The sequence below is a fragment of the Shewanella sp. SP1S1-7 genome, assembly GCF_031932105.1.
Classification (GTDB): Bacteria; Pseudomonadota; Gammaproteobacteria; order Enterobacterales; family Shewanellaceae; genus Shewanella; species Shewanella baltica.
On record NZ_JAUOEU010000033.1, the window covers coordinates 1 to 24,819 of the forward strand.

Below are 24,819 nucleotides of genomic sequence, written 5' to 3' on the forward strand. Positions count from 1 at the left end.
ATTGAGTGCGTTTTTTGTTCTACAAAGCCAGTAGCTTAATGCAGTTTTAATTTAGGCCTGTGCCAGCGCAGTAGCTTTTGTGCGAGTCGATAGATTAATGCCGAAAACCAACCATATAAACTGCCTAAATGTCGTTGATACAAGGACACGTACATCAAGCGTGCTACATGCCCTTCGATAAAAAAGTCACCAGAGCGCAAATTACCCATCAAATTGCCCACCGCAGAAAAACGGCTTAACGATACTAACGAGCCGTAATCTTTATACACAAACGGCAACTCAGCTTTGTCTTGCAAACGATTAACAATGTTCTTATACAATCTATCAGCCATTTGATCGGCTGATTGAGCCCGTGGCGGCACAGCTTTACCATTCTCTAAAATGAGCGCCGCGCAATCACCAATCGCATAAATGTCTTCTTGCCCTTTAACTCTCATACACGCATCGACATCAATTTGATTACGTGGCGTGATCGGCAATGAGGTAAATTTTGCGCATACCGCAGGCCCTTTAACGCCGGCAGCCCACACCTTTAAACTGGCTTCGATAACATCGCCATCGGGCGTGACAAAACCTTGCGCCGTGACTTCTTTTACCTGTACACCTAAATGCAGTTTAATCCCTATTTTATCCAATACGGACTGCGCACGTGCACTCACCTTCTCAGGTAACTGGGGTAAAATTTTTGGAGAGGCTTCAATAAGATGCACATCGAGATGATGCTTAGAAATGTTTAGATAACCGTATTCTTTTACTGACTCGATAACATGATGCAGCTCGGCGGCAAGTTCAACCCCCGTCGCACCCGCGCCCACAATACCAATGCTCAATTTACCTTGAGATTCATTTAACTGCAGCAAGGCATCAAGTAACTTATGATGAAATCGTTCAGCATTTTCTAAACTATCAAGAAATATGCAGTTTTCTTCGGCGCCCTTGGTATTAAAGGTATTCGATACACTGCCTAATGCCAGCACAAGATAATCATAAGACAGAGCACGATCAGCAAGTAATAATTCACCATCGTCACTGTAAACAGGTGCCAATTGGATCGTTTTGCCCGATGGATCGCAGCCTTCAATCTCACCGCGGACATAGCGATAACCATTCTTTAGGCCGTGATCGCGGTAAAGTAAACCATCGAGAGATTGATCAATGACACCAACAGCAACTTCATGTAATTTGGGTTTCCAGATGTGAATAGGACTTCTGTCGACTAAACAAATGTCGAACCCTTGCTTATGACCCAGTTTTCGCCCAAGTTTTGATGCTAAGGCTAACCCTCCCGCACCGCCACCGACAATAACAATTCTTTTACCGGTCATAACATCCTCACTCACTGATAAATATACAGAACCACGCGTTGTACCTTATACCACGATTTCATTAAGAGAAAACTACTTTAGCGGCTACAGCATCTAGCGTATCGCAATACAGACTTAGCAAACTGCAATTTTAAACTCCAATAAAAACAAATTAAGCAGTTTATTCGTCCAATAAAATCAGGTTACAAAAATAAATTTAGCGTTAAAAACTAAAAGGGCCAAATAGGCCCTTTTAGTTAAATAAAATTCATTTGAATCACTATACCGCTTCTTCATTTTCCTCACCGGTACGGATACGAATCACTCGCTCGACATCAGTAACAAAAATTTTACCGTCGCCTATCTTTCCTGTGCGCGCGGTATCAACTATCACATCAATAGCTTGGTCGAGCAGATCATCCTGGATCACTAACTCTATTTTCACTTTTGGCAGAAAATCCACCATGTATTCAGCACCACGATACAGCTCTGTATGCCCTTTCTGGCGACCAAAACCCTTGACCTCAGAAACCGTCATACCTGTAATGCCAATCTCAGCAAGGGATTCTCTTACGTCGTCTAATTTAAATGGCTTAATAATGGCTTCAACTTTTTTCATTAAAAAATTCCTCATCCCTTGCAATAACATAAACAAACAGAATAACACTAGCTTACACGGGGTTAGGTCAATATTGAAGTGAATGTAGTGCTTTACTCATAAAACACAGTTTCTACAAAATCGCTTTTAGCACATAAAAGTCTAAAAAAAGCACTATGAGTATAGCGCCAGACTTTATACTTACATTCTAGCCAAAACTAACTCGCTCGCGGGATGCAAGCGCAAAATAACAGGGATTTGTTATGAACACTCATCAAAAAGGCTTTAGCCTAATAGAACTTATCATTTCACTTGCCGTCTTAACCATCTTGCTTACTGGAGGAGTACCATCCTTAACTGATGTTTATACCCAATATAGAGCAGATAGCAGCATACGAATTATCCAACAAACGCTACAATTTGCACGTAACCAAGCGATTACCCTTAACAGAACAGTGACAGCGTGTGCTGTTATCGACCAGAAATGTGAGCAAAACTGGCAAGCTGGGCTAACTGTTTTTATTGATACTAACAATAATAACCAACTAGATGACAGCGATAAAAAACTTTATATAACAAATGCTTTTGATTCAAAAGACATAGTTAAATACAATCGTACGGCAATCCGGTTTCAACCTGACGGGCTGGCATCTGGTACAAATGGAACACTCAAATATTGTCCCTCATCAGCCACAAGCCCTTATTCTAGAGCTGTTATTGTTAATCAAGCTGGACGTGTACGTCTATCAAAAAACAGTAATATAAATTGCTCATAATCGAATAACAGGAAAATGATTAAATTAGACTAACCTTTTAAAAATATCGCAAACAACATATCTTTCTAAAAGTTATAGTCATAAAAGTCAAAAGATTGATTGTAAAATGACTTATCTATTTATGCTGAAACTAGCAACGTTCTCGCTTATACTTTACAAAGAATAAGCGAGGATGATGATATGTGTAAAAAAAAGCTGGGCTTTACATTAGTGGAATTGATGGTCACTATCGCAGTTGCAGCAATATTACTGACTATTGGTGTACCATCAATGATATCACTCTACGAAGGTATCCGAGCAAATACTGAAATTGAAAGTATACAAGAGTCAATATCATTTGCTCGCAATCAAGCAGTAAGCTATGGCAATACAGTTAGTATATGCCCTCTATCAGGTTCTAGCTGTGGCAATGATTGGAGCAAAGGATTTAAGGTCTTCATTGACAATGGTACTCTTGGCACTCTTGATTCAACAAATGGTAGAACCGATAAAGTCATCAAAGTAGTTGATGGTTTTAATGATAAAGATTATGTTGAATATGATAAATCCTCAATTAGTTTTAATGCTGAAGGCCTAATCGTTGGTTCATTAGGTACAGGAAAAATAATTTACTGCCCAGGTAGTAAAACAAGTACTCAGTCAAAAGGTATACAAATAAGTTCATCTGGTCGAGTACAATCCTTAGCAACGACAGCCAACTGCAATTAACGATTTATTTTAAGTGCTTTCTATCAAGTCCTCTTGCGATTAGTGATTTAAAATCTCGATTGTCAGGGATGCACTCAATTACATTTCTAACATAGACTGATTGATTATCGAGAATACCTACCTCTGTAGATATAAGGCTTGCAGCTCTAAGGTCCGCTTCCTCCTTTAGCCAACTAAAATAAGCAATCTGCTCTCCTCTAGAGGTATCAATATAACATTTATAGGTTTCATCTAAAGAACCTGCAATTGCATGAGCAGTAACAAAACTCAATCCAACAACGACAACACTCGTTAAATTCTTCATTTCCAACATTCCTTAGGTGTTTTTTCACCAATTGAATTCATGGATATTGTCACGCATGGCGCGTCTCGAGATGCTTGAATACCTTGAGCGGTTGCAGTTACGGTAAACGCTCCAGAGCTTACGGATGAATCCACTTTATAAAGTTGATTTTCAACCACAAAAGGGTCCACTTTTAAACCCAACTTAACCATATCAGCAGTATATTCACGATTATCGAGATAAAACTGCTCTTGAAGATTAACAATACGCATAACTGCAGCGATTCCATCTCCGCGAGCTCCTTTAGCAAGATACGCAGTATAAGATGGATAGGCAATAGATGCTAAGATACCTATGATAACCACTACAATCATTAGCTCAATTAACGTAAAACCTTCACTTTGCTTCATACTTAAGTTACTCATCAATGTGATAATAAATTCTATTAACTCCTAAGCCGCCACCAACACATTTTTCATCTCCATCTTTACAACCGTCATCGCCATCGATCTTTTCCATTTTGTCACCAGCTGCACCAATTCCAATAAGATACATATAGCTTTCACTTGCTCCATTAGGTGGAATAACAAGTTGTGGAGTATCCGGAACTCGCTCCCCCATTTCAAGATAATCTTTATTATTGATTGATTTGTAGGCGCGAGTCCCTTTATGCAGGTCAAAGCCATAAAGTCGCCCTAATCCAGAGACTAAACATTGATTCTCTGCTGAGTTATCACCAGGCACATATGAAGTAAAAAATACCCTTCCTTGAATAATTGTCGCACCAGCTAAACTCTTCTCACCAATACTTCCAAATTTATAATACCAACCACGTTTCTTACCAAAAGCAATGTTGTCAACTTCAGTTTCAGGAAGTGGTGAAGATACATTATATAAATCATTTAAGACCAAAGCATTTGGAATTTCGTTACCCTTTGTCCCATTAAATGATTTGGTTACTACATTGCGATCTTGCAATGTAAAAAACATATCTGAGCGCCACTTATCTGTTGGTATAGGTCTATGTCCACTACCAATAACAACAGCATCATATGGAATACTCTGATAAGTTTTAGTTACTTTTGTTTGGCCATTTTCGGTAACTGAAACCTCAGTTAAATTACTAAATGATGTTTGGGCTACTACAGGCTCAGCAAAAAAACGTCTATCTGTTGCGACGGTAGTTCCACCTAAGTCGGCGAATTTAAAGGCTGTCCAAGGCCTTACAGAGTCTTTTGGATTTGCACTCGGTAAGTCAATTCGCCAAATATTAGCACCAGTATCCGTAGCATAAATCCTATCCGTTAGCCTGTCTCCATTAGAATCTAACACAGCAACTGAATTAGGAATACTGTCTGTAATGCCTGGCATAAGTGTACTATTCCCTCCAGAGCTTGGTCCGAAGAAATGAACTAAGGTTCCAGTTTCAGCATCAACGATAAACACTCCACGCCCTTCAGTATCAGTCTCACCCACTCCACTACCATCTTTTGTTGTTGGGGTATAACCAGCACCAAATATCAATACAGGCTTAGCACTTGAAGGGCTAGTATTTCCTGATGGCCAGCCTGGAATCGTTGTGATTACCGGTTCCGACCAGCTTTGCCCCATTTCAGATATACCTAAGGACGCAGCATCTATCTTCCACATAAACTTAGGCGAGTCAGGAGCCGTAATATCCAGAGCATAGTATGACTTACCGCCCCGTCTCATACCGACAAATACCCATGCCTTTTCAATCGATGTAGAACCGGTCTTAACATAAGCAACGGGTGGACTGTCTAACCCGTATACAGAATGCACGCCGGTTGGAACGTTGGCTCTTAATTCTCTTAAATTTGGTAAGAGCTCATAAGGCATAAAAGCCCAACTTTCATTAACAGCAGTTCCCTCATCTTTAAACATATGTAAGAAACCATGATTGGTCCCCATTAAAATACGGATATCAGGAGATGTCTTAGTACCAAAATTAATAGCGAGTGGTTTAGAATGTAACGGATCACCTAAAATATCCTTACGTTTGTCTGTTACACTGTTATCACCATCATCATCATCTACATCTGCCCCTTTAGCCCAATCAAATAGCTTAGTCAGTTGCGCCTTCTCAACGCCAATATAATTAGCCAGAGCGGTTTCACCACCAGCTTTATTTTCAGCATTAGTTTTCGTAAAATCCGTTAAACCAGAACCAAAATTACCATAAAGTTTACGACTACTGGTACTTCTTAACACCTGTGCAGCGCCACCTAAGCCAACATCATTACCATCCCCCCCCGCACTAGTTGACGCACAAATTGCATCATCGGTCCAAATTGAACAAGCAGAAGACTTAATGTTTCCATCTAGACCAATAGCCTTATCGCCATTTTTATCAACTATGTCACCATTTCCTGTGACGGTAAATTTTTTAAGATTCCCCTGCCAACGAGGCCCCTTATTTGGTAAAAACATTGCGTAATAAACTGCATCGAAAGTTTGAGTACGATCAAAGTTATTACTGGCGATCGATGGTGAAGTAAAGCTTGCATTCACCTCAAGAATATTTGAGAACACCTTTTGAAGTGCCGCTTGTAGTTGCATAGCATTTCTTGCAGCGAAGTATTGTCCACCGCCTCGAGCGGCAGTTTCTTTCAATAAAGGCTCAGCATCATTAGCGCCAGAGCTAAAACCAATAGTATAAGTACTGATTGTTTGAACGTCTTCTATCTCACTATTAACATCATTTTTATTCATCCACCCAGCAAGGGCTGCCAAATAACTATTTTCATATCGATTAGAACTGCTAATACCGGGCAAGTTTTTTACATAACCATCTGCTGCAGTATCAGATGTAGGTTCGCCATCCGTCATATATACTACATAAGCTTTGTTCTGGCACTTCTGCAATGATAGTGGTGATTTATATTTCCCATCTTTCTCAATAGAAGTATCACGACTAGGACTTAATTTGGGGTCTCTATTTTCATAACCATACAAAACATTACCACCAGAATAATAACGATAAGCTTCATAGAGTGTTTCACACAATGGAGTATTCCCCCCTGCGACTAAATCCGGAACGATATCAAGTAAAGTTGACTTTGTTGTTTCATCAGTTCGCTTTATTCCATTTATAATGCGACCTCCATTGTTTGAATCACTACCTGAACCATCATTATTTCGGTTAAAGACGGCAATACCAAAATCAACTCCAGGAGTTGTAACTATGGTATCTCCCACAACCCGTTGCGCGATTGCCATTCGAGTGTAATATTTTTTTGCTTTAGTAGAATGATACCAATTAATATATTTTTCGGTGTAAATGGTAACAGGCTGACCTGTACCTAGACCCGTTAACTTAGATTTATCTATTGCTACATTAATTTGCTCTTGGGTCGAGCTAGCATTTAGAACGGCATAAGGCACCGGAGATGCTTGAGTACCTTCGCCGTCGATAGGAAATCCGGTTGGTTGTCCTTTCGCATTTTTAATATTCTTAGAATCTATGTCTTCAAAGCAGTCGATAAGATGGATATTTGTGCCTTCAACAGGCAAATCCTCCCAACTCCCCGTTTGGCCAGAAAAACTATACTCACGTAGAAAGCCTGTAAACATGCCATAATCTTTTAAATATTCTAATGACGTAGCACAACCATTTAGTGAGTTTATGAAAAAACGTTGACTACTACTCTCAGGAACATCCGAGCTACTGCGACTAAAATAGAGTTTTGTGCTATCAGTGATTACATCGCCCCTTTGATAAAAAGTATCTGTATACTCATTAGTTCCCATGCTTCCTGACGTATCAAAAATAATTAACACTTGCGGACGAGAACCTGAACGTGCTGTAGATTCGAAAACATATAATTCGGTATCGTCCGCAAAGCTCAACCCAGAAAGAATGACCAAACAAAACAATATAGAGACGGTAATTTTTTTAGCCCACATAATTAACTCCCGGTTAATACTTCTTGCTCGATACCAGCAACGACGGTCAACCGCCCCATGTCATCTCGGCCAAACTTTGCTTCACTACTCACTTCAACACGACGACACATAATTAAACTTGAAGAGCTCGCTTTTGAACTACGTTGACAAGTAACATCACCAGAAACCATCGGGGTAAAAGTATTAATTACACCAAAAGCCGCATCTTTAACTGTAGTAACAGCTGACATATTTGCCATGATTTTACCTTGCTGAGAAACGATTACTTTATCTTGAGCACCTATCGCTGAGGCCATCGCTCCAATGCGATCAGACCCAGCGCCTGACATTCGCATTGACTGAGTCGAATTCACAGCCAAAGCAACCCCGATAACAGTCATGAGTATCAGTACGATCAAAGAAAAAAATAACACTATCCCTTTCTGCTTTTTCATTCACTAACCCAGTTACTGTCTAATTAATACAGGATTCTCGAGAACTATTGTTGTCGAGACTACTTTTCGTCGAAAATGATCTTGAGTTGCAGCAATTTTTTTGTCACCTAATACATATTTAGTGTCATTGGTATAACTTGAATCTTCATCTGTCGAACGTACTAAAAGAAATATTCGAATAGCGACTAAACGTTGAAACTGTTCGTTATCCCACATTAGTGAAGTGACATTTTGTGCTGGCATAAATATATCAGCTGTATCATTACCATCATTATCAAAACCATACAATATCCGCATATTTTCAATACCCTCAACCAACTGCTCATAACTACCAGAGGTATTCATTCCACCATTTAATAATAAACGTCTACGAAGTACCGGTATCGAACCATCATTTTGAATGTAATAAACATGATGGACATATTCCCAAAATCTTCCATTGTCCAATGTAGGTGTGGGTTGCGAACCACTAAAAATGATTGCTTGATTTGCCGTTGCACCAATATAGTATCGATTAACATCATTGGGATTAGTCGTAGGCGGGCCTGATAAACGCTTGATTTGTATTACATCAGTATTCTTAACTACATTAGTTAAACACGCTAAGCTTTCTGTTCCAACACCCGCTTCATAACCCCATAGCTTACGAAAATGGCTTGAGGTTGTATTAGGAAACGATGCATTATTAATCCCACCACCAATACAATCATCTCCAGTAGGGATAATGGCAGCCAACAATGTTGTATTTACACCTCTAACCAACTCTGTGCCAGTAATATCCCCCATGAAACCTAACTGGCTAATATCCCTTTCCATAAGTGCTAAGGCGATACGCCCATTTTCTTGCAACTGATTAAATTGACTCGTAGTGGTGACATTAGAGGAGGACATACTAAACATGGTAAATACACCCAGAGTTAAAAATAACCCAATGATCATGGCTACCATTAACTCGACCAATGAGAAACCAGCATGATTTGATAAGCCTTTACGCATTAACTTCACTTAATCAACTCCACCTAAAGGATTATTGTCGTAATAGTCAAAACTCGTCGACGATCGCTACTCGTACCACAAGATTGTACGAATGAATTGGCTTTGGCTGCACCGTCACTCAGTGCTCGAATACCTCGCCAACTCATGACAACTGTAACCTCTCCAGCTAAAGATGCCTTGATACAAGCGGTTGGTAGATCTAACCCGCCAACATTATGACCACCAACTTGTTCTGAAGCACCAAGAAACAACTGCTCCCACTGATACAAATCAGAAGCTGAAGTCTGAACATCTGAGCATACGTCATTTACGTCATGCCCGACCCCAACATCACAAATCTTCTCCGGAGCAGTTAAATTACCTTTATAGGTGCCAACATAATTCGCTAGCTGCCCTCGATTTAATCTCATTCGATTAATAATATCATCGATATAATAAGAGGCTTGGGTTTGCTGAAATGACTCGAAGCTGCCACGCTTTGCAACGATATGTAGATTAAAAATACCGATTAAGCCAATGACTAAGATCACCAATGCAACAAGCACCTCAATTAATGAGAAACCCCGTTGAAAGTCCTTTTGTGTCAATCGTTCGAATTTAGCCATATTTTTGACAAGCTTTTCAGCCATTTACCCTTTTAAAATCTTAGTCTTACGACAAAAAACCACTAACAGTTAATAATAGATGACAAAAATGTAAGTAGCCAGTAACAATAGCATATAAGCATTGACATCATTATGCCTTGAATGAATTTGAGGCAATAAAAAAGAGACTTATCGCCTCTTTTTTATAAATAACTTAACATCACATAGATTTAGCGCAGTTCGGCAGGCACCGCAAAGACAGTGTCTTCCTTACGTCCTTCGACTTCAGTTACCACGCTAGGGGCGAGTTTTGCAATCGCTTGGACAACTTGTTGAACTAAGACCTCAGGTGCAGAAGCGCCTGCGGTAACAGCAACACGCGAAACATTATCGAACCAGCTTGATTCAACATCGTCAGCAGTATCCACCAGATAAGACTGGGTTCCGGTCTTCAATGCGAGCTCGCGTAACCGATTAGAGTTAGAGCTGTTTTTTGAACCAACAACAATCAACAAATCCACATCCGCAGATAGATTACGTACTGCATCTTGACGATTCTGTGTTGCATAACAAATATCGTCTTTACGGGGTCCTTCAATTGAAGGAAACCTTTTTTGTAACGCGGCAATAATGTCTAACGTATCATCGACAGATAAGGTTGTTTGGGTCACGAAGCAGAGATTGTTAGGGTCGCGCACTTCTAGCGCATCCACATCAGCAGGCGATTCAATCAGATAAACGCCGCCGTTAGGATTATCGTATTGACCCATAGTCCCCTCGACTTCAGGGTGTCCTTCATGCCCAATCAAGATACATTCAATACCTTTACGGCTTGCACGCGTCACTTGAAGGTGCACTTTGGTCACTAAGGGACATGTCGCATCGAAAACTCTCAAGCCGCGCGCCTTAGCTTCTTGTCTCACCGCTTGAGAGACACCATGAGCACTGAAGATAACAATGTTGTTATCCGGCACTTGATCTAACTCTTCGACAAAAACCGCACCGCGATCCTTCAGATTCTGCACGACATAGCGATTATGTACGACTTCATGTCGAACATAGATAGGCGGTGAAAACAATTCCAACGCCCGTTCAACAATACTGATAGCACGATCAACACCCGCACAAAAACCACGCGGGTTCGCGAGCATAATATTCAAACTTGGGCTGGTAGGATCGAGTTTCATCTTAAAGTACCTTTACAACGTCCAGTTCAAAAGTGATCTTGTGCCCTGCCAGAGGATGATTCAGATCGACTGTGATGGAATCACCCGCGACATCACGGACAATACCCGGGATTTCACTGCCACCTGGGCCGGCAAAACTGACAATCACGCCTGCTTCTAAACTCATGTCTGCCGGAAAACGGCTTCTGTCTAGATAGTGAATAGCATCAGGATTTGATTCACCAAAGGCATCAATCGCTTCAAGGGTAAAACTGTGTTTATCACCTTCAGCAAGCGTTGCCAATTGCGCCTCAAATGCAGGACTTAACGTACCGTCACCCACATTTAATCGAGCTGGTTTACCCGAAGCTTTAGTGCTGTCTGCGGTTGAACCATCAGAAAGCACAATATTCATATGGCATAGTAAAGATCGCGTCACAGTCACTTCTTAACCCCTTCGGCGCTATCTGTTTCAGATTTACCGCTTAAAAATGCATCCCAAATGATCAACACAGCACCAATACAAATCGCCGAATCGGCGATATTGAAAGCTGGATAATGGCTCTTAGCCCAAAAGAAATCGATAAAATCAACAACAAAACCGTGCATTAATCTGTCGACCAAATTGCCTAGGGCGCCACCAATCACTAAGGTGTAAGCCAGATTCAGTTTCAACAACGAAGCGGATTGCTTACGCAACCACACTGTGAGTAGAGTACTGAATCCAACTGCAACAATCGTAAATAACCAACGCTGCCAACCACCGGCATCACTTAAAAAACTAAAGGCGGCCCCGTAGTTACGTACATAAGTGAAATTAAAGAAAGGCAATAAATTCAGCGATTCATGTAAATCAAAATTGGCTAAGACCCATTGTTTAGATAGCTGATCGGCAAAAAACACCAATACAGCTACCCAATACCAACGTAAGCCACTGTCTTTCCAAGTTAATGGCATACAGATCCTTTACGCAAACAGGCGAACTTCGCCGTCGCCTTCAATGTTTGTTACGCAGCGAGTACAGAGTGTTGGGTGGGCCTCAATGGTGCCGACCTCTTCTCTGTGGTGCCAACAACGCTCACATTTCTCAGCAGTGCTTGAAGCAACCACTAATTTCAGTGATGCCAACTCAGTCTCAACCGCTTCCAATGTAGCATCGGCTAAAGGCAATACTTTGGCTTCAGAGGTCAATAACACAAATCTTAGCTCATCGCCGATATGGGTTAATTGCTCAGTCAAGGTAGCATCCGCAAACAAGGTCACTTCAGCTTCTAATGAGCCACCGATACGTTTGTCGCGGCGAGCTTGTTCAATCACTTTGTTGACTTCATTACGCACGGTTAGCAACTGCTGCCAATAGTCATCGCTCAAATCAGTCGCTAAGGTGACTGATTTCAAGCCTTGATACCATTCTTGGGTAAAGACATAAGCATCACGCTCGCCAGGCAGTAATTGCCATACTTCGTCAGCAGTGAAGCTTAGAATTGGCGCAATCCAACGCACCATGGCCTCAGAGATCAGATACAGCGCCGATTGACAACTACGGCGTGCATGGCCTTCTTGCTTAGCCGTATATTGGCGATCTTTAATGATGTCCAGATAGAAACTGCCTAACTCAACCGAGCAGAACTGCATCAGTTTTTGAGTCACTATATGGAAGTTATATTGATCATAGGCTTCGATGATTTCCTGTTGCAATGCAGCAGCGCGGCGAACAACCCAACGATCTAACGCCACCATATCTTCAACGGCCACTAAATCCTTAGCGGGCTCGAAACCGTTTAAGTTGGCTAATAAGAAACGCGCAGTGTTGCGAATACGACGATAGGCATCGGCACTGCGATTTAAGATTTCGTCTGAAACCGTCATCTCACCGCTGTAATCTGTTGCCGCAACCCATAAACGCAGAATGTCGGCGCCTAATTTGTTGGTTACCGTTTGTGGTGCAATCACGTTACCAATAGATTTTGACATCTTACGGCCTTTACCATCGACGGTAAAACCGTGGGTAAGTACTTGCTTATACGGTGCTTTGCCATTCATTGCGGTTGAAATCATCAAAGATGACATAAACCAACCGCGATGTTGATCGCTACCTTCAAGATACAAGTCAACTCCGTGTCCGTGGAATTCAGGACGCGCCGCTACCACTGACGAGAAGGTTGAACCTGAGTCATACCAAACGTCCAGAGTATCAGTGACTTTACGATATTGCTCAGCTTCATCACCCAACAATTCGGCGGCATCGAGATCCCACCAAGCTTGAATACCTTGCTGTTCGATACGATTCGCCACGCGTTCCATTAGCGACACGCTATCTGGGTGCAGCTCTTCAGTTTCACGATTCATAAACAGCGTGATAGGCACACCCCAAGTACGTTGGCGTGAAATACACCAGTCAGGGCGGTTTTCAACCATTTTTTCGATACGACTTTGACCCCAATCAGGGATCCATTGAGTCTGTTCGATTTCTTTCAATGCTTGCGTACGCAGACCATGGTTATCCATAGAGATAAACCACTGCGGCGTTGCACGGAAGATGATCGGTGTTTTGTGACGCCAGCAATGTGGGTAGCTATGGCGGTAAGCCACGTGATTCAACAAGGCGCTCTTTTCTCTCAGTAAAGCAACCACGTTATCGTTGGCTTTAAAGACATGTTGGCCAGCAAAATACTCAGTATCAGGCTTGTACACACCGTTGTCGCCAACAGGATTTGCCACTTCTAAACCGTATTTTTGACCAACCACAAAGTCGTCTTGACCGTGACCTGGGGCAGTATGAACGATACCGGTACCTGCATCAGTCGTGACGTGATCGCCTAAAATTGCCGGAACATCAAAATCTAAAAACGGGTGATTAAAGCGGACAAGCTCAAGCGCTGCGCCTTTGGTAGAACCAAGCACAGTATGACTTTCTACGTTATAGCGAGTCAGGCAAGATTCAACTAATACTTCAGCTAAAATAAGCGCTTGCGTCACACCGTCTTTTTCGAATTCAACTAAGCTGTAATCCAGCTCAGGGCTTAAAGACAAGGCTCGATTCGCTGGTAGCGTCCATGGTGTGGTAGTCCAAATCACCATAGAAACAGGATGTGAGTAATCGCTTACCCCAAATTTAGCCGCAACGGCATTGCTATCCGCCGCCACAAACGCCACATCGATAGCAGGTGAGGTTTTGTCTTCGTATTCCACTTCAGCTTCAGCTAGGGCAGAACCGCAGTCAGTACACCAATGCACTGGCTTTACGCCTTTATGTAAATGACCACTTTCAATCACTTTCGATAAAGAACGTACGATATTAGCCTCGGTTGAAAAATCCATCGTCAGGTACGGATTGTGCCAGTCGCCTAATACACCTAAACGGATAAAGTCTTCACGTTGGCCGTTAACTTGCTCGGCGGCGTATTTACGGCATTCTTCGCGGAATTCTGCCGCAGAAATTTTTTGACCAGGCTTACCCACTTTTTGCTCAACTTTAAGCTCAATAGGTAAACCGTGGCAATCCCAACCTGGCACATACGGTGCGTCAAAACCAGATAGGGTTTTTGACTTAACAATAATGTCCTTGAGGATTTTATTCACTGAGTGACCAATATGAATACTGCCATTTGCATACGGTGGGCCGTCATGCAAAATGAAGGGAGTACGGCCAATTCGGCTATCACGGATCTGCTGATACAAACCGTCTTTTGTCCAGCGCTCTAACATCTCTGGCTCGCGATTTGCCAAATTACCACGCATCGGAAACTCTGTTTCCGGCAAATTCAAAGTAAATTTATAGTCGCTCATTGATCCTATACCGTTAATTAAACTGATAAATTTCAGCCTGCATCATTACCAAATAAAGCTTTGGCTTCATTTGCATCATTTAAAATCTGTTGCTTAAGCGCATCCAATGAGTCAAAAGGTTGCTCATCACGGAGTTTAGCCACCAACTCGACCTCAACATGTTTGCCGTAAATGTCACCTTCAAAATCAAAAAGATGCACCTCAAGCTGACACACTTGACCGTTCACTGTCGGACGAAACCCAATATTGGCTACGCCCTCATAAATATCGCTGTTATCCCAATAACACTTGACCGCAAACACACCGCGTACCGGTACAACATTGCGCTTTAAGGCGATATTGGCTGTGGGAAAACCAATGGTGCGGCCAATTTTTTGCCCATGCGCGACACGACCACTCAAGGTAAAAGGATGACCGAGCAAGCGTCTTGCTTGCTCAAGATTACCCTTAGCCAATTGTTCACGCACGGCGGTTGAGCTCACTCTTTGCGAGCCCAGCATAAAACTTTGGGTGCTGACCACAGTAAAGCCATATTGGATACCTGCCTGCACAAGCATCTCAAAATTGCCTTTACGACCCTGACCAAAACAAAAATCATCGCCGACCACTAGGTATTTAACACCGAGTTTGCGGACCAACAATTCTTCAATAAAATGCTCAGCAGGTTGATTGGCAAAAGTGCGATTAAAGTTAACACACACTAACCGTTCAACCCCAAGTTCATCGAGCAACATGACTTTATCACGTAATAAACTTAAACGAGCTGGCGCATTGTCGCCGCTAAATAATTCCTGCGGCTGAGGTTCAAACGTCATCAACGTAGATGGCAGCGATAACTGCTTTGCCTTCTGCACTAAGTTCGCAATCACTTGTGCATGACCACGATGGACGCCGTCAAAATTACCTATAGTCAATACACACCCGTGGTGGGATGACAAAATGTTATGTATACCGCGGATTAATTCCATAACTTTAGACAACTGCCAAGCGCAAATCGGCTGATTATATAACAGCTAGCGATGAGAATCAGCAATCAAACTCCCCGTTTAATTGACCAAGGACGAATTCCGAGCAAAAGCAGTCCCAACAAGTAACTGACTGCCCCCGCTAAAATCAAGCCTATCAAGGCTTTTGCACGCTCGAACAAATGCCAATCTAACCAAATTTGTTGCGAAGGTAAAAAGTAATACAAGACTACCACCATCAAGGCGGTAGAGACCACGGCTTTAGCAAAAAACACCATAGTCGGCCTAGAAATGCGATAAACGCCGGCTAAATGCAATCCTCGATAAAGCAAAGTGGCGTTGAGCAATGCTGACATTGAAGTCGCAATTGCTAGACCAACATATCCAAAAGGAATAGCAAACAATAAGTTAAATCCCATATTGGTGATCATGGCGATAATGCCATAACGCACAGGGGTTTTGGTATCTTGGCGGGAGTAATAACCTGGTGCGAGAACTTTAATCAACATAAAACTGAGTAAACCGCTACCGTAAGCCATCAAACTATAAGAAGCCATTTCAACATCATGCATCGAAAAAGCGCCGCGCATAAATAACACCATCAGCATAGGCTTGGCGAGCACGATCAACCCCATCATGGCTGGTAGACCTAGCAGTAAAATCGCTTTAACTCCCCAATCCATCGTCAAGCCAAAGCCCGCACCTTCAGCATTCACATGGTTTCGTGACAGCGCAGGCAAAATCACAGTACCAATCGCGATCCCAAACAATCCTAGGGGAAACTCCAATAAACGGTCGGCATAGTAGAGCCAGCTTATCGAGCCCGTCATCAAAAAACTGGCGATAAAGGTATCAAATAACAGGTTAATCTGCGAAACCGACACGCCAAATAGCGCCGGGATCATCAAGGTTCTGATTTTCACCACGCCTGGGTGGTGCCAGCCCCAAGAAGGTTTAACGAGTGCTTTTTCACGCAGCAAAAAAGGGATTTGAAATAAAAACTGGATTAATCCACCACAAAAAACGCCCCAAGCAAGGGTTATTTCGGGTTGAGTCGATGTTGGCGCATAAAATATGGCCGCGGTAATAATCGCCACATTGAGGAATACAGGGGTAAACGCCGAAACCGCAAATCGGCCTCGGGTGTTTAAAATCGATCCAGCCAGTGCGGTAAAGGTAATAAACCACAGGTAAGGGAAAGTAATCTTAAGCACTACGGTAGCGAGTTCAAATTTAGCGCCATCTGGCTCATTGTTGAGCCAAGCGATAAACCAACCACCGCCGAATAAGGCTGATAACACGGGCGAAGCTACCACGCCCACAAGCGTCACAATCGTCACCAATAAACCTAATGTGCCTGCGACCTTACTCAGCAGGTCACGGGTTTCTTCCGCGGTGTGTTTTTCTTGGTACTCAGTTAAAACAGGCACAAAGGCTTGTGCAAAAGCCCCTTCAGCAAACAAACGACGTAAAAAGTTAGGAATTTTATTGGCGAAGAAAAACACATCGGCACTTGTCCCAGCCCCCATCAAGTTAGCAACAACGACGTCCCGAACAAGACCTAACACACGGGATATCAATGTCATAGCACTAACAATCAGACCAGATTTTAATAATTTTCTACTCAAACGTCCCCCAGACCCATATCGAATTGATTAGGTGATACATCTCAAAAAATCGATTCAGGCTCTGTCACACTGCGGTAATAGCTGCTAGAATTGCGCCACATATTACACGAGTTGGGTCGAAGATAGCCAAGGCAGGTTGGATTAATTTATCTTTATGATGAATATTCAATCATAGTCATTGACAAAGTGACTAAATGCAGGCATATTCCTCGGCCTTTAAAAGTATCAAATCCAGTTTTTAGGAGTTGCACCTTGGCTAATAGCAAGTCTGCAAAGAAGCGCGCGCTTCAATCTGAAAAGCGTCGTCAGCATAACGCCAGCCGTCGCTCAATGTTACGTACATACGTTAAAAAAGTAATCGCTGCAATTAAAGCAGGCGATCACAAAACAGCAGCAGAAGCTTTTGCTGTTGCACAACCAATCGTTGACCGTATGGCGACTAAAGGTCTTATTCACAAGAATAAAGCCGCTCGTCAAAAGGCACGTTTGAACGCTAAGATCAAAGCAATCGCTGCTTAATCTATAAAATAGCAAATGAAAAAAACCGGCAATTGCCGGTTTTTTTATATCTGAAAAACACTATTAATGACAATAAATGTTGTTCAATAAGTGGATCATCTCCCGAACTTCATCACTCTTGAGCGAATAAAATACCGTTTGCGCTTCTTTGCGTGTGGTTACTAAATTATCTTTGCGTAACCAAGCAAGATGTTGTGATAGTGCCGATTGACTTAAGCCTAATTTTTTATTCATTTCGCCAACGCACATTTCTCCTTCATTCAATAAATAACAAAGAATAAATAAACGGCGTTCGTTCGCAAGTGCCTTTAATAGCACTACCGCATGATCGGCTCGCTCCTGCATTAATTCAATATTCATTACGCACTTTCTCTCCTAAAACTAACCCCTGCGCTAATATAGCGTTGCCTTACGGATATAGTCGGGACATAAAGCACACTTTTTGCTAGATTGTTTTTAAAAATGGGACATGCTTAATAAAAATAAAGGAAATCTAATGAAGCCCTATCAAACTGCACTTCTCTCTAGTCTTTTAATTGGGAGTTTAAGTGCGTGCCAAACTCAAGTAGAAACCGCCACGACAAGTGAAGCCATAAAATTACAACAGACGGCATTAGCTTCACAATTAGGCTATGACATAGTCGAATCGCTCACGGTTGAAGTGGGCCCAAGACTTGCTGGTAGCCCAAAAGATATCATCGCCGTTAACTGGGCGATGGAGAAACTGACAAGCCTTGGATTTGACCGCGTTTATAAAGAACCAGTACAAGTGCCCATTTGGGAGCGCGGTGAAGCCAAAGCCAAAATAACCTTCCCAGTCGAGCAGCCGCTGGTCATTACTGCGCTTGGCGGCAGCGTTGCGACACCAGCAGGTGGTTTACAGGCTAAAATCGCACGTTTTGATAGCCTAGAGGCACTACAACAAGCCAAGCCTGAAGACGTGCAAGGTAAGATTGCGTTTATTGACCAAAAAACTGAACGCCACATTACTGGTGAAGGTTATGGCAAAAGCGTTGGCGGCCGCTCAAAAGGTGCCGTCGCAGCAGCGCAAAAAGGCGCAGTTGCGATCGTGATCCGCTCTATTGGCACAGATCATGACCGCATGGCCCATACAGGTGTTATGCGCTATCAAGATGACGTGCCAAAGATCCCCGCTGCTGCCATGTCAAACCCCGATGCAGATTTGGTCGATGCATTACTAAAACGCAATCCTGATGCTCTACTTGAATTGCAGATGTCACCAAAGAATGCAGGCTTTAATACGTCTTACAATGTCATTGCCGAAGTGACAGGCAGCAGCAAGCCCAATGAAATAGTATTGATTGGCGCTCATTTAGATTCTTGGGATGAAGGTACGGGTGCAATTGATGATGGGGCGGGTGTCGCGATTGTGACAGCTGCAGCTAAGCATATTCAAGATCTTCCGGTAAAACCCGCTCGTACCGTCAGAGTGGTGCTATATGCCGCTGAAGAAATTGGGCTTGTGGGCGGTAAAGCCTATGCCGAAGCGCATAAAGCCGAATTACCATTGCACTACATTGCTGCAGAGTCTGATTTTGGCGCGGGCCGAATCTATCAAATCGATACTAAGGTCAATGAGAGCGCATGGACTGAGGTACAGCATGCACTTAGCCCTATGTCATTCAATGCTGTTGCACTTGGCAACAACCAAGCTTCTGGCGGGCCTGATGTCTCTATGTTTCCGGCCCTAGGCGTACCTGTTGCATCATTAAGGCAAGATGGTCACGATTACTTCGATTACCATCACACACCGAATGATACCTTAGATAAGATTGACCCCGCCGCATTGGCTCAAAACGTCGCCGCCTACGCACAATTTGCTTATATCATGGCAAATTCAACCGCGACATTAACACCTTTAGTCATTCAGTCTGAAAAATAGATAATCGACAAAATAATAGAGAGAACAACATAAGCTGTTCTCTCTATCAATTAACATCTTCTCGATATTGCGCTATTGCTCTGCACGTAAAAATGTTGGATGTGTCGGTGAACTTTGCTCTTCACTATAATAATAACCCGCGAGATTAAATGCCTTTAACTCAGCTAGGGTATTCACTTTATTGGTGATGATATATCTCGCCATCATGCCCCTTGCACGCTTAGCAAAAAAACTGATCACTTTATATTGACCATTTTTACCATCTTTAAACACGGGTGAAATTAATTGCCCTTGCAGTTTTTTAGGCTTTATCGCTTTGAAATACTCATTAGAAGCAAGATTGACAATTATATCGCTACCACTTTCCGCAAGCGCTTCATTTACCGCTTGCGTTAAGGTATCACCCCAAAATTCATATAGATTTTTACCTTTTGGATTTGAAAGTGCCGTTCCCATTTCTAAACGGTAAGGCATGATTAAATCAAGCGGCCTGAGCAAACCATAAAGACCCGATAGAATACGCAGCTGCGACTGAGTCTGGGCGATTTCATCCTCAGATAAGGTGTCAGCATCAAAACCAGTGTACACATCCCCTCTAAAGGCAAAAATGGCCTGTTTAGCATTATCTAAACTAAAGTCTGGCTGCCACTCTCCGAAACGCGCCGCATTTAAACCCGCAATTTTATCGCTCACCTTCATCAAAGTCGCGATATCTGAAGGAGTTAATTGCCGACAAACTTGGATCAACTCCTGACTATGAGTTAAGAAATCAGGCTGTGAATACACCTGCGTCAGTGGCGGCTGTTCAAAATCTAAGGTCTTCGCCGGCGAAACCAATATCAACATCAAAAACTCCCAACAGAAACAAAAAGACATGTCTATGATACTGAACGAACATAAAAAAACCACGCTTTAACGGCGTGGTCTTTTCGATTACGACAATCAGTAATACTTGTCGTCGATAATTTGGGTTAACTAAGGCTTTTTAACTGGCTTGAGACTGGCATCTTGCCAAATATCATCATCAAGTTGATCCATTAATTCAGGAAACTTACTGCGGTCAAACTCTGGCGTCTTACCCGCTTTAACCTGTTCGCGATAATCATTGATGACGCGAATGGCCAAACCTGACAACAGTAAGAGGGCGATAATGTTCACTGTCGCCATTAATCCCATAGAAACGTCGGCTAAGTTCCACACCAGACTTATCTTCGCCACGGCACCAAACATTACCATGCCCAATACACACAAACGGAACAAAGGCAGTAATTTAGTACTGTTACCCATTAAAAACATCACGTTTGTTTCAGCGTAAGAGTAATTGGCTATGATTGATGTAAAGCAGAATAAGAAAATCGCTACCGCAATAAACGCCCCACCCCAGTCACCAACATGAGTAGACATAGCATTAATAGTTAATCGTATGCCATCGTCACTCGAGCCAATATCTCCTGATAGTAGGATTATTGCAGCCGTTGCAGTACAGATAACGATAGTATCCGCAAATACCCCCATCATCTGTACAAAACCTTGGGATGCTGGATGGTTCGGATTAGGCGACGCACTGGCCGCGACATTCGCCGCGCTCCCCATACCCGCTTCGTTCGAAAAGAGTCCGCGTGCAATACCCGCTTGCATAGCTTGCGCGACAGTATAAGCGACACCACCAGCAGCTGCCTCTTGCCAACCAAAAGCACTTTTCACAATTAAGCTAATAATCGCAGGTAGTTGATCAAGGTTGAAAATAACGATGATAAAGGCAACGAGAATATAGGCTAATGCCATGATAGGAACAATAAACTCAGAGACTCGGGCAACTTTACGCAGACCACCGACAATCACAAATCCACTGGCAATCACGAGTCCAATCCCGACATAAGTTGGATTAAACCCAAAAACTCGCTCCATGGCTCCAGTAATCGTATTTGCTTGCACCGCGTTAAATACCAGACCAAAAGCAATGATCAGGAATACAGCAAATAAAATGCCCATCCAGCGCTGACCCAAGCCTTTTTCCATGTAGTAAGAAGGACCGCCGCGGAACTGACCGTTATGATCTCGCACTTTGTAAACCTGCGCTAAGGTTGATTCAACCATAGCGGTAGCCATACCTAAAATAGCGATAAGCCACATCCAAAATACCGCACCAGGACCTGCAGCACCAATAGCGACTGCAACACCGGCCATATTACCGGCACCAACACGGGCCGCCATACTGGTACAAAAGACTTGAAATGATGAAAGACCGCTATCGCAACCTTGGCGACTCATGGTCATGACTTTGATGGAATGTTTAAAGTGGGTTAACTGGATAAAGGCAAGTCTAATGGTAAAATAAAGACCAGCTCCTACTAGCCCGTATACTAACAACTTACCCCAAAGTAGCGCATTCAAAAAATTAACTATGGTTTCTAACATATTATTTTACTTCTTCCCGTAGCAAATGCTCCTCAAATTGAATGGCAATTAGAGGTACAACATCTGTGGTGAATGAATCCTTCCAAGTTAAAGGTAAGAATTTCGGTAGATTTATTTTTTCAAATTATCCTTCCGTGAATTTACAACATCACGGCTACCGAATTCAACGCAGCAAAATAGCACAGTATTCGAAATTGCTCATGTGATCAAGCTCGCGTTTGCGCAGTTAAACACCATCAAAATCACGTCTCACAACATAAGCTAAGTCACTGTTAAAGCTTGATTAACAAAAGTGCACAGTTAGCACATTATTTTTAACAGTAAAAACAACTTTTAAAATTTGGATGCAGGGCACATTTTTGTAATAAAATTACAAATATAGTAGTCGCATAGAAACTTCAATCATCTCTTGTTTGTTTTAGTGAGGCTTTATATGACACAAATACATGAAATCAATGCACTGAAAAAATATGTCAGAGCGACTAACTTTCTTGCGACCTCGCAGATTTATCTCAAACAAAACGTCTTACATAAACGTCCACTTGCCCATACTGATATCAAACCACGTTTACTTGGCCACTGGGGTACCTGCCCCGGCATTAACTTTGTTTACGCCAACATTAATAGATTGATTGTTAAACACAATCGCTCATTCATCTATTTAGTTGGTCCAGGTCATGGTTTCCCTGCAGTACAAGCTAACTTATTCATAGAGGGTTCGTTAAGCCATTTCTATCCTGAAACAATCCCCTACAATGAAACGGGTATCGAAGATATTTGTAAGAAGTTTTCCGCAGCTTACGGCTACCCTTCACATGCAAACCCAGAAGCTCCAGGACAAATTCTTGAAGGTGGCGAACTCGGCTACTCACTTTCAGTAGGCTGGGGCGCTGTTCTCGATAATCCAGATCTGATCGCCACCGTCTTAATTGGTGACGGTGAAGCAGAAACTGGGCCATTAGCCGCATCTTGGTATGCAAACCGCTTAGTATCTCCTGCGACTAGCGGTGCAGTATTGCCGATTGTGCATATCAATGGCTATAAAATTTCAGGCCCAACCCGCATGGGACGCATGAGCCATGAAGAACTGGATCTTGAATTCCGTGGTCTTGGCTACTTCCCTATTATCGTTGATAACGAATTAGAAGAAGATATCTATGTGCAAATGACAAATGCCATGGATACCGCTTACGCCATGATCAATGATATCCAACGTCGTGCCCGTAGTGGCGAAGATGTGGTTAAGCCTAAATGGCCAGTGATTTTAATGCGTACCGCCAAAGGTTGGACAGGTGTCAGTGAGTATAAAGGTAAGAAACTCGAAGGTAACTGCGAATCACACCAAGTGATCGTCAATAAATGTGCCACAGATAAAGGCCATCTAGATGCACTAAACAATTGGCTTGCCAGTTACAACTTCCAAGAACTTTACCAAATGAATGATAAAGGTGAGCTTATTTTTGATGCAGACATTTGCTCATTAATTCCACCTAAGCAACTTGCCTGTGGTCGTCAACATTTGAGTTACGGCGGGGAAGTCGTTAGAGCGTTAGCGAATCCCGATCTCGAAAAACTCAGCTATGGCCCAGAAGTACCACGTGGTCACCGTGGTTATTCAATGCTGAAAATGGGCGAATGGATGCGTGATGCATTCAAGTTGAACCGTGATCAACGTAATCTACGTATTTTTAGCCCTGATGAAACCTATTCAAATCAGTTACAAGCCGTATTTGAAGAAACCGATCGTGCATGGCAATGGCCAATTGAGAGCTGGGATGAAGACATGTCCCGTGAAGGACGAGTGATTGAGCTCCTTTCTGAAAACTTGCTCTTTGGTATGTTGCACGGCTACACAGTCACAGGCCGCCACGGCATGTTCCCAACCTATGAATCATTCTCACAAGTGATCTCATCGATGGCAGACCAATACTGTAAATACGTCTACGCGAGCCAAGGCGTACACTTCCGGAAGCCACTGCCTGCATGTAACGTCGTTTTATCTTCGTTGCTAGAACGCCAAGACCATAATGGCTACTCGCATCAAAACCCGTCTTTCCTTGGCGCTATGCTAGAGAAGCATCCTAAAATTATCTCTGCTTATTTACCAGCAGATGCTAACAGCACCTTAGTTTATACCGAACGCGCTTATGCTGACCGCGACAAACTCAATATTCTCGTTGCGGGTAAGAAAGAGTTACCACAATGGTTAAGCTTGGAAGAAGCGCGTAAACAAGCAAAAGATGGCGTGATGGTGTGGGATTTTGCCTCTGATGAGAATCCAGATATCGTACTTGCAGGTTGTGGTGATTACGTCACTCAAGAGTGTATGGCTTCATTAGTATTGATCAGAGAACTCCTTCCAAGAGTCAAAATTCGCTTCGTTAGCGTCACCGAATTAAGCAGTGATGGCTTAGGAAGCCGCAAATTTAAAGAAAAACCTTGGTTAATGGACGAAATATTTACCCAAGATAAAGGCGTGGTATTCAACTACCATGGTTACCCAAATACGATTAAAAAGTTAATATTTGATTACAAAGGCAGCCGTCGCTTCAGAATTAAAGGCTATGAAGAAGAAGGTTCAACAACCACTCCATTCGATATGGGCGTTCGTAACGGCACATCACGTTATCACCTAGTGATTGATATGGCTTACAAACTGTTCCAACAGGGCGTTATTGATGAAACTATGCACGTTTCAATCACCACAGACATGCTACAAAGACTAGTTGATCACCGCAACTACATTAAAGCGAATGGCATCGACCCAATAGAAATTGAGAATTGGATATGGACACGTTAATTCTCACACAAAATTAACAAA

At 42.6% G+C, this 24,819-nt stretch carries 22 protein-coding genes; 5 read left to right on the forward strand and 17 right to left on the reverse strand.

Going from position 1 to position 24,819, the window contains the following annotated elements:
• Window positions 1-35: 35 nt before the first annotated feature.
• On the reverse strand, window positions 36-1,325 hold the full coding sequence (locus Q4Q49_RS19135) for an NAD(P)/FAD-dependent oxidoreductase (protein ID WP_006080650.1): 1,290 nt from the start codon (window positions 1,323-1,325) through the stop codon (window positions 36-38).
• A 259-nt stretch (window positions 1,326-1,584) separates the two neighbouring features.
• Entirely contained in the window at window positions 1,585-1,923 is a 339-nt protein-coding gene (gene glnB, locus Q4Q49_RS19140) for a nitrogen regulatory protein P-II (protein ID WP_006080649.1), read from the reverse strand.
• 242 nt (window positions 1,924-2,165) lie between these two features.
• Between glnB and Q4Q49_RS19145 the strand changes: the two genes are divergently transcribed.
• Both Q4Q49_RS19145 and Q4Q49_RS19150 read left to right on the forward strand, forming a co-directional pair.
• Window positions 2,166-2,678: a GspH/FimT family pseudopilin gene (locus Q4Q49_RS19145; RefSeq protein ID WP_312000170.1), complete on the forward strand. Its 513-nt coding sequence runs from the start codon at window positions 2,166-2,168 to the stop codon at window positions 2,676-2,678.
• Between the two features lie 180 nt (window positions 2,679-2,858).
• Window positions 2,859-3,386 (forward strand): GspH/FimT family pseudopilin, encoded by a 528-nt coding sequence (locus Q4Q49_RS19150; RefSeq protein ID WP_107946756.1) that lies wholly within the window; start codon window positions 2,859-2,861, stop codon window positions 3,384-3,386.
• Window positions 3,387-3,390: 4 nt separating this feature from the next.
• Here Q4Q49_RS19150 and Q4Q49_RS19155 read toward each other — a convergent pair whose 3' ends face one another.
• From Q4Q49_RS19155 to murJ, 12 genes are all read right to left on the reverse strand, one after another.
• A complete protein-coding gene (locus Q4Q49_RS19155; protein WP_107946755.1) occupies window positions 3,391-3,690 on the reverse strand; it encodes a TapY2 family type IVa secretion system protein in 300 nt (99 codons plus the stop codon).
• Window positions 3,687-4,079 (reverse strand): type IV pilin protein, encoded by a 393-nt coding sequence (locus Q4Q49_RS19160; protein WP_107950146.1) that lies wholly within the window; start codon window positions 4,077-4,079, stop codon window positions 3,687-3,689. Before Q4Q49_RS19160 ends, Q4Q49_RS19155 begins: the two co-directional genes overlap by 4 nt.
• 7 nt (window positions 4,080-4,086) lie before the next feature.
• On the reverse strand, window positions 4,087-7,596 hold the full coding sequence (locus Q4Q49_RS19165) for a PilC/PilY family type IV pilus protein (RefSeq protein WP_312000171.1): 3,510 nt from the start codon (window positions 7,594-7,596) through the stop codon (window positions 4,087-4,089).
• A gap of 2 nt (window positions 7,597-7,598) precedes the next feature.
• Window positions 7,599-8,030 carry a PilX N-terminal domain-containing pilus assembly protein gene (locus tag Q4Q49_RS19170; RefSeq protein ID WP_107946753.1) on the reverse strand — a complete coding sequence of 144 codons (432 nt, stop codon included), beginning with the start codon at window positions 8,028-8,030 and terminating at the stop codon, window positions 7,599-7,601.
• Window positions 8,031-8,042: 12 nt separating this feature from the next.
• The gene (locus Q4Q49_RS19175) at window positions 8,043-9,026 is read right to left on the reverse strand and encodes a PilW family protein (protein ID WP_106651781.1); all 984 of its coding nucleotides are present in this window, start codon (window positions 9,024-9,026) and stop codon (window positions 8,043-8,045) included.
• A 23-nt stretch (window positions 9,027-9,049) separates the two neighbouring features.
• Window positions 9,050-9,655: a type IV pilus modification protein PilV gene (gene pilV, locus Q4Q49_RS19180; RefSeq protein ID WP_199908792.1), complete on the reverse strand. Its 606-nt coding sequence runs from the start codon at window positions 9,653-9,655 to the stop codon at window positions 9,050-9,052.
• A 185-nt stretch (window positions 9,656-9,840) separates the two neighbouring features.
• Entirely contained in the window at window positions 9,841-10,770 is a 930-nt protein-coding gene (gene ispH / locus Q4Q49_RS19185; RefSeq protein WP_170927454.1) for a 4-hydroxy-3-methylbut-2-enyl diphosphate reductase, read from the reverse strand.
• Window positions 10,771-10,798: 28 nt separating this feature from the next.
• Window positions 10,799-11,221 (reverse strand): FKBP-type peptidyl-prolyl cis-trans isomerase, encoded by a 423-nt coding sequence (fkpB, locus tag Q4Q49_RS19190; protein ID WP_006080638.1) that lies wholly within the window; start codon window positions 11,219-11,221, stop codon window positions 10,799-10,801.
• Window positions 11,218-11,733, reverse strand: coding sequence for a signal peptidase II (lspA, locus tag Q4Q49_RS19195; RefSeq protein WP_006080637.1), 516 nt, complete (start codon window positions 11,731-11,733; stop codon window positions 11,218-11,220). Before lspA ends, fkpB begins: the two co-directional genes overlap by 4 nt.
• A 9-nt stretch (window positions 11,734-11,742) precedes the next feature.
• Window positions 11,743-14,565, reverse strand: a complete 2,823-nt coding sequence (gene ileS / locus Q4Q49_RS19200; protein ID WP_312000172.1) for an isoleucine--tRNA ligase — start codon at window positions 14,563-14,565, stop codon at window positions 11,743-11,745.
• A gap of 32 nt (window positions 14,566-14,597) precedes the next feature.
• A complete protein-coding gene (gene ribF / locus Q4Q49_RS19205; RefSeq protein WP_106649739.1) occupies window positions 14,598-15,533 on the reverse strand; it encodes a bifunctional riboflavin kinase/FAD synthetase in 936 nt (311 codons plus the stop codon).
• A 65-nt stretch (window positions 15,534-15,598) separates the two neighbouring features.
• Entirely contained in the window at window positions 15,599-17,158 is a 1,560-nt protein-coding gene (gene murJ, locus Q4Q49_RS19210; RefSeq protein WP_312000173.1) for a murein biosynthesis integral membrane protein MurJ, read from the reverse strand.
• A gap of 252 nt (window positions 17,159-17,410) precedes the next feature.
• Between murJ and rpsT the strand changes: the two genes are divergently transcribed.
• Window positions 17,411-17,677, forward strand: a complete 267-nt coding sequence (gene rpsT, locus Q4Q49_RS19215) for a 30S ribosomal protein S20 (protein ID WP_006080633.1) — start codon at window positions 17,411-17,413, stop codon at window positions 17,675-17,677.
• 63 nt (window positions 17,678-17,740) lie between these two features.
• Here rpsT and Q4Q49_RS19220 read toward each other — a convergent pair whose 3' ends face one another.
• Window positions 17,741-18,037 carry a metalloregulator ArsR/SmtB family transcription factor gene (locus Q4Q49_RS19220; RefSeq protein WP_006084975.1) on the reverse strand — a complete coding sequence of 99 codons (297 nt, stop codon included), beginning with the start codon at window positions 18,035-18,037 and terminating at the stop codon, window positions 17,741-17,743.
• A gap of 136 nt (window positions 18,038-18,173) precedes the next feature.
• On the opposite strand from Q4Q49_RS19220, the gene Q4Q49_RS19225 reads away from it, so the two are divergent.
• Window positions 18,174-19,580: a M28 family metallopeptidase gene (locus tag Q4Q49_RS19225; RefSeq protein WP_312000174.1), complete on the forward strand. Its 1,407-nt coding sequence runs from the start codon at window positions 18,174-18,176 to the stop codon at window positions 19,578-19,580.
• A gap of 72 nt (window positions 19,581-19,652) precedes the next feature.
• Here the strand turns inward: Q4Q49_RS19225 and yaaA are convergent, their stop codons facing one another.
• On the reverse strand, window positions 19,653-20,426 hold the full coding sequence (gene yaaA / locus Q4Q49_RS19230) for a peroxide stress protein YaaA (protein WP_312000175.1): 774 nt from the start codon (window positions 20,424-20,426) through the stop codon (window positions 19,653-19,655).
• 129 nt (window positions 20,427-20,555) lie between these two features.
• Window positions 20,556-21,998, reverse strand: coding sequence for an alanine/glycine:cation symporter family protein (locus Q4Q49_RS19235; RefSeq protein ID WP_312000176.1), 1,443 nt, complete (start codon window positions 21,996-21,998; stop codon window positions 20,556-20,558).
• 433 nt (window positions 21,999-22,431) lie between these two features.
• Between Q4Q49_RS19235 and Q4Q49_RS19240 the strand changes: the two genes are divergently transcribed.
• Window positions 22,432-24,798, forward strand: a complete 2,367-nt coding sequence (locus tag Q4Q49_RS19240; RefSeq protein ID WP_312000177.1) for a phosphoketolase family protein — start codon at window positions 22,432-22,434, stop codon at window positions 24,796-24,798.
• Window positions 24,799-24,819 lie beyond the last annotated feature (21 nt).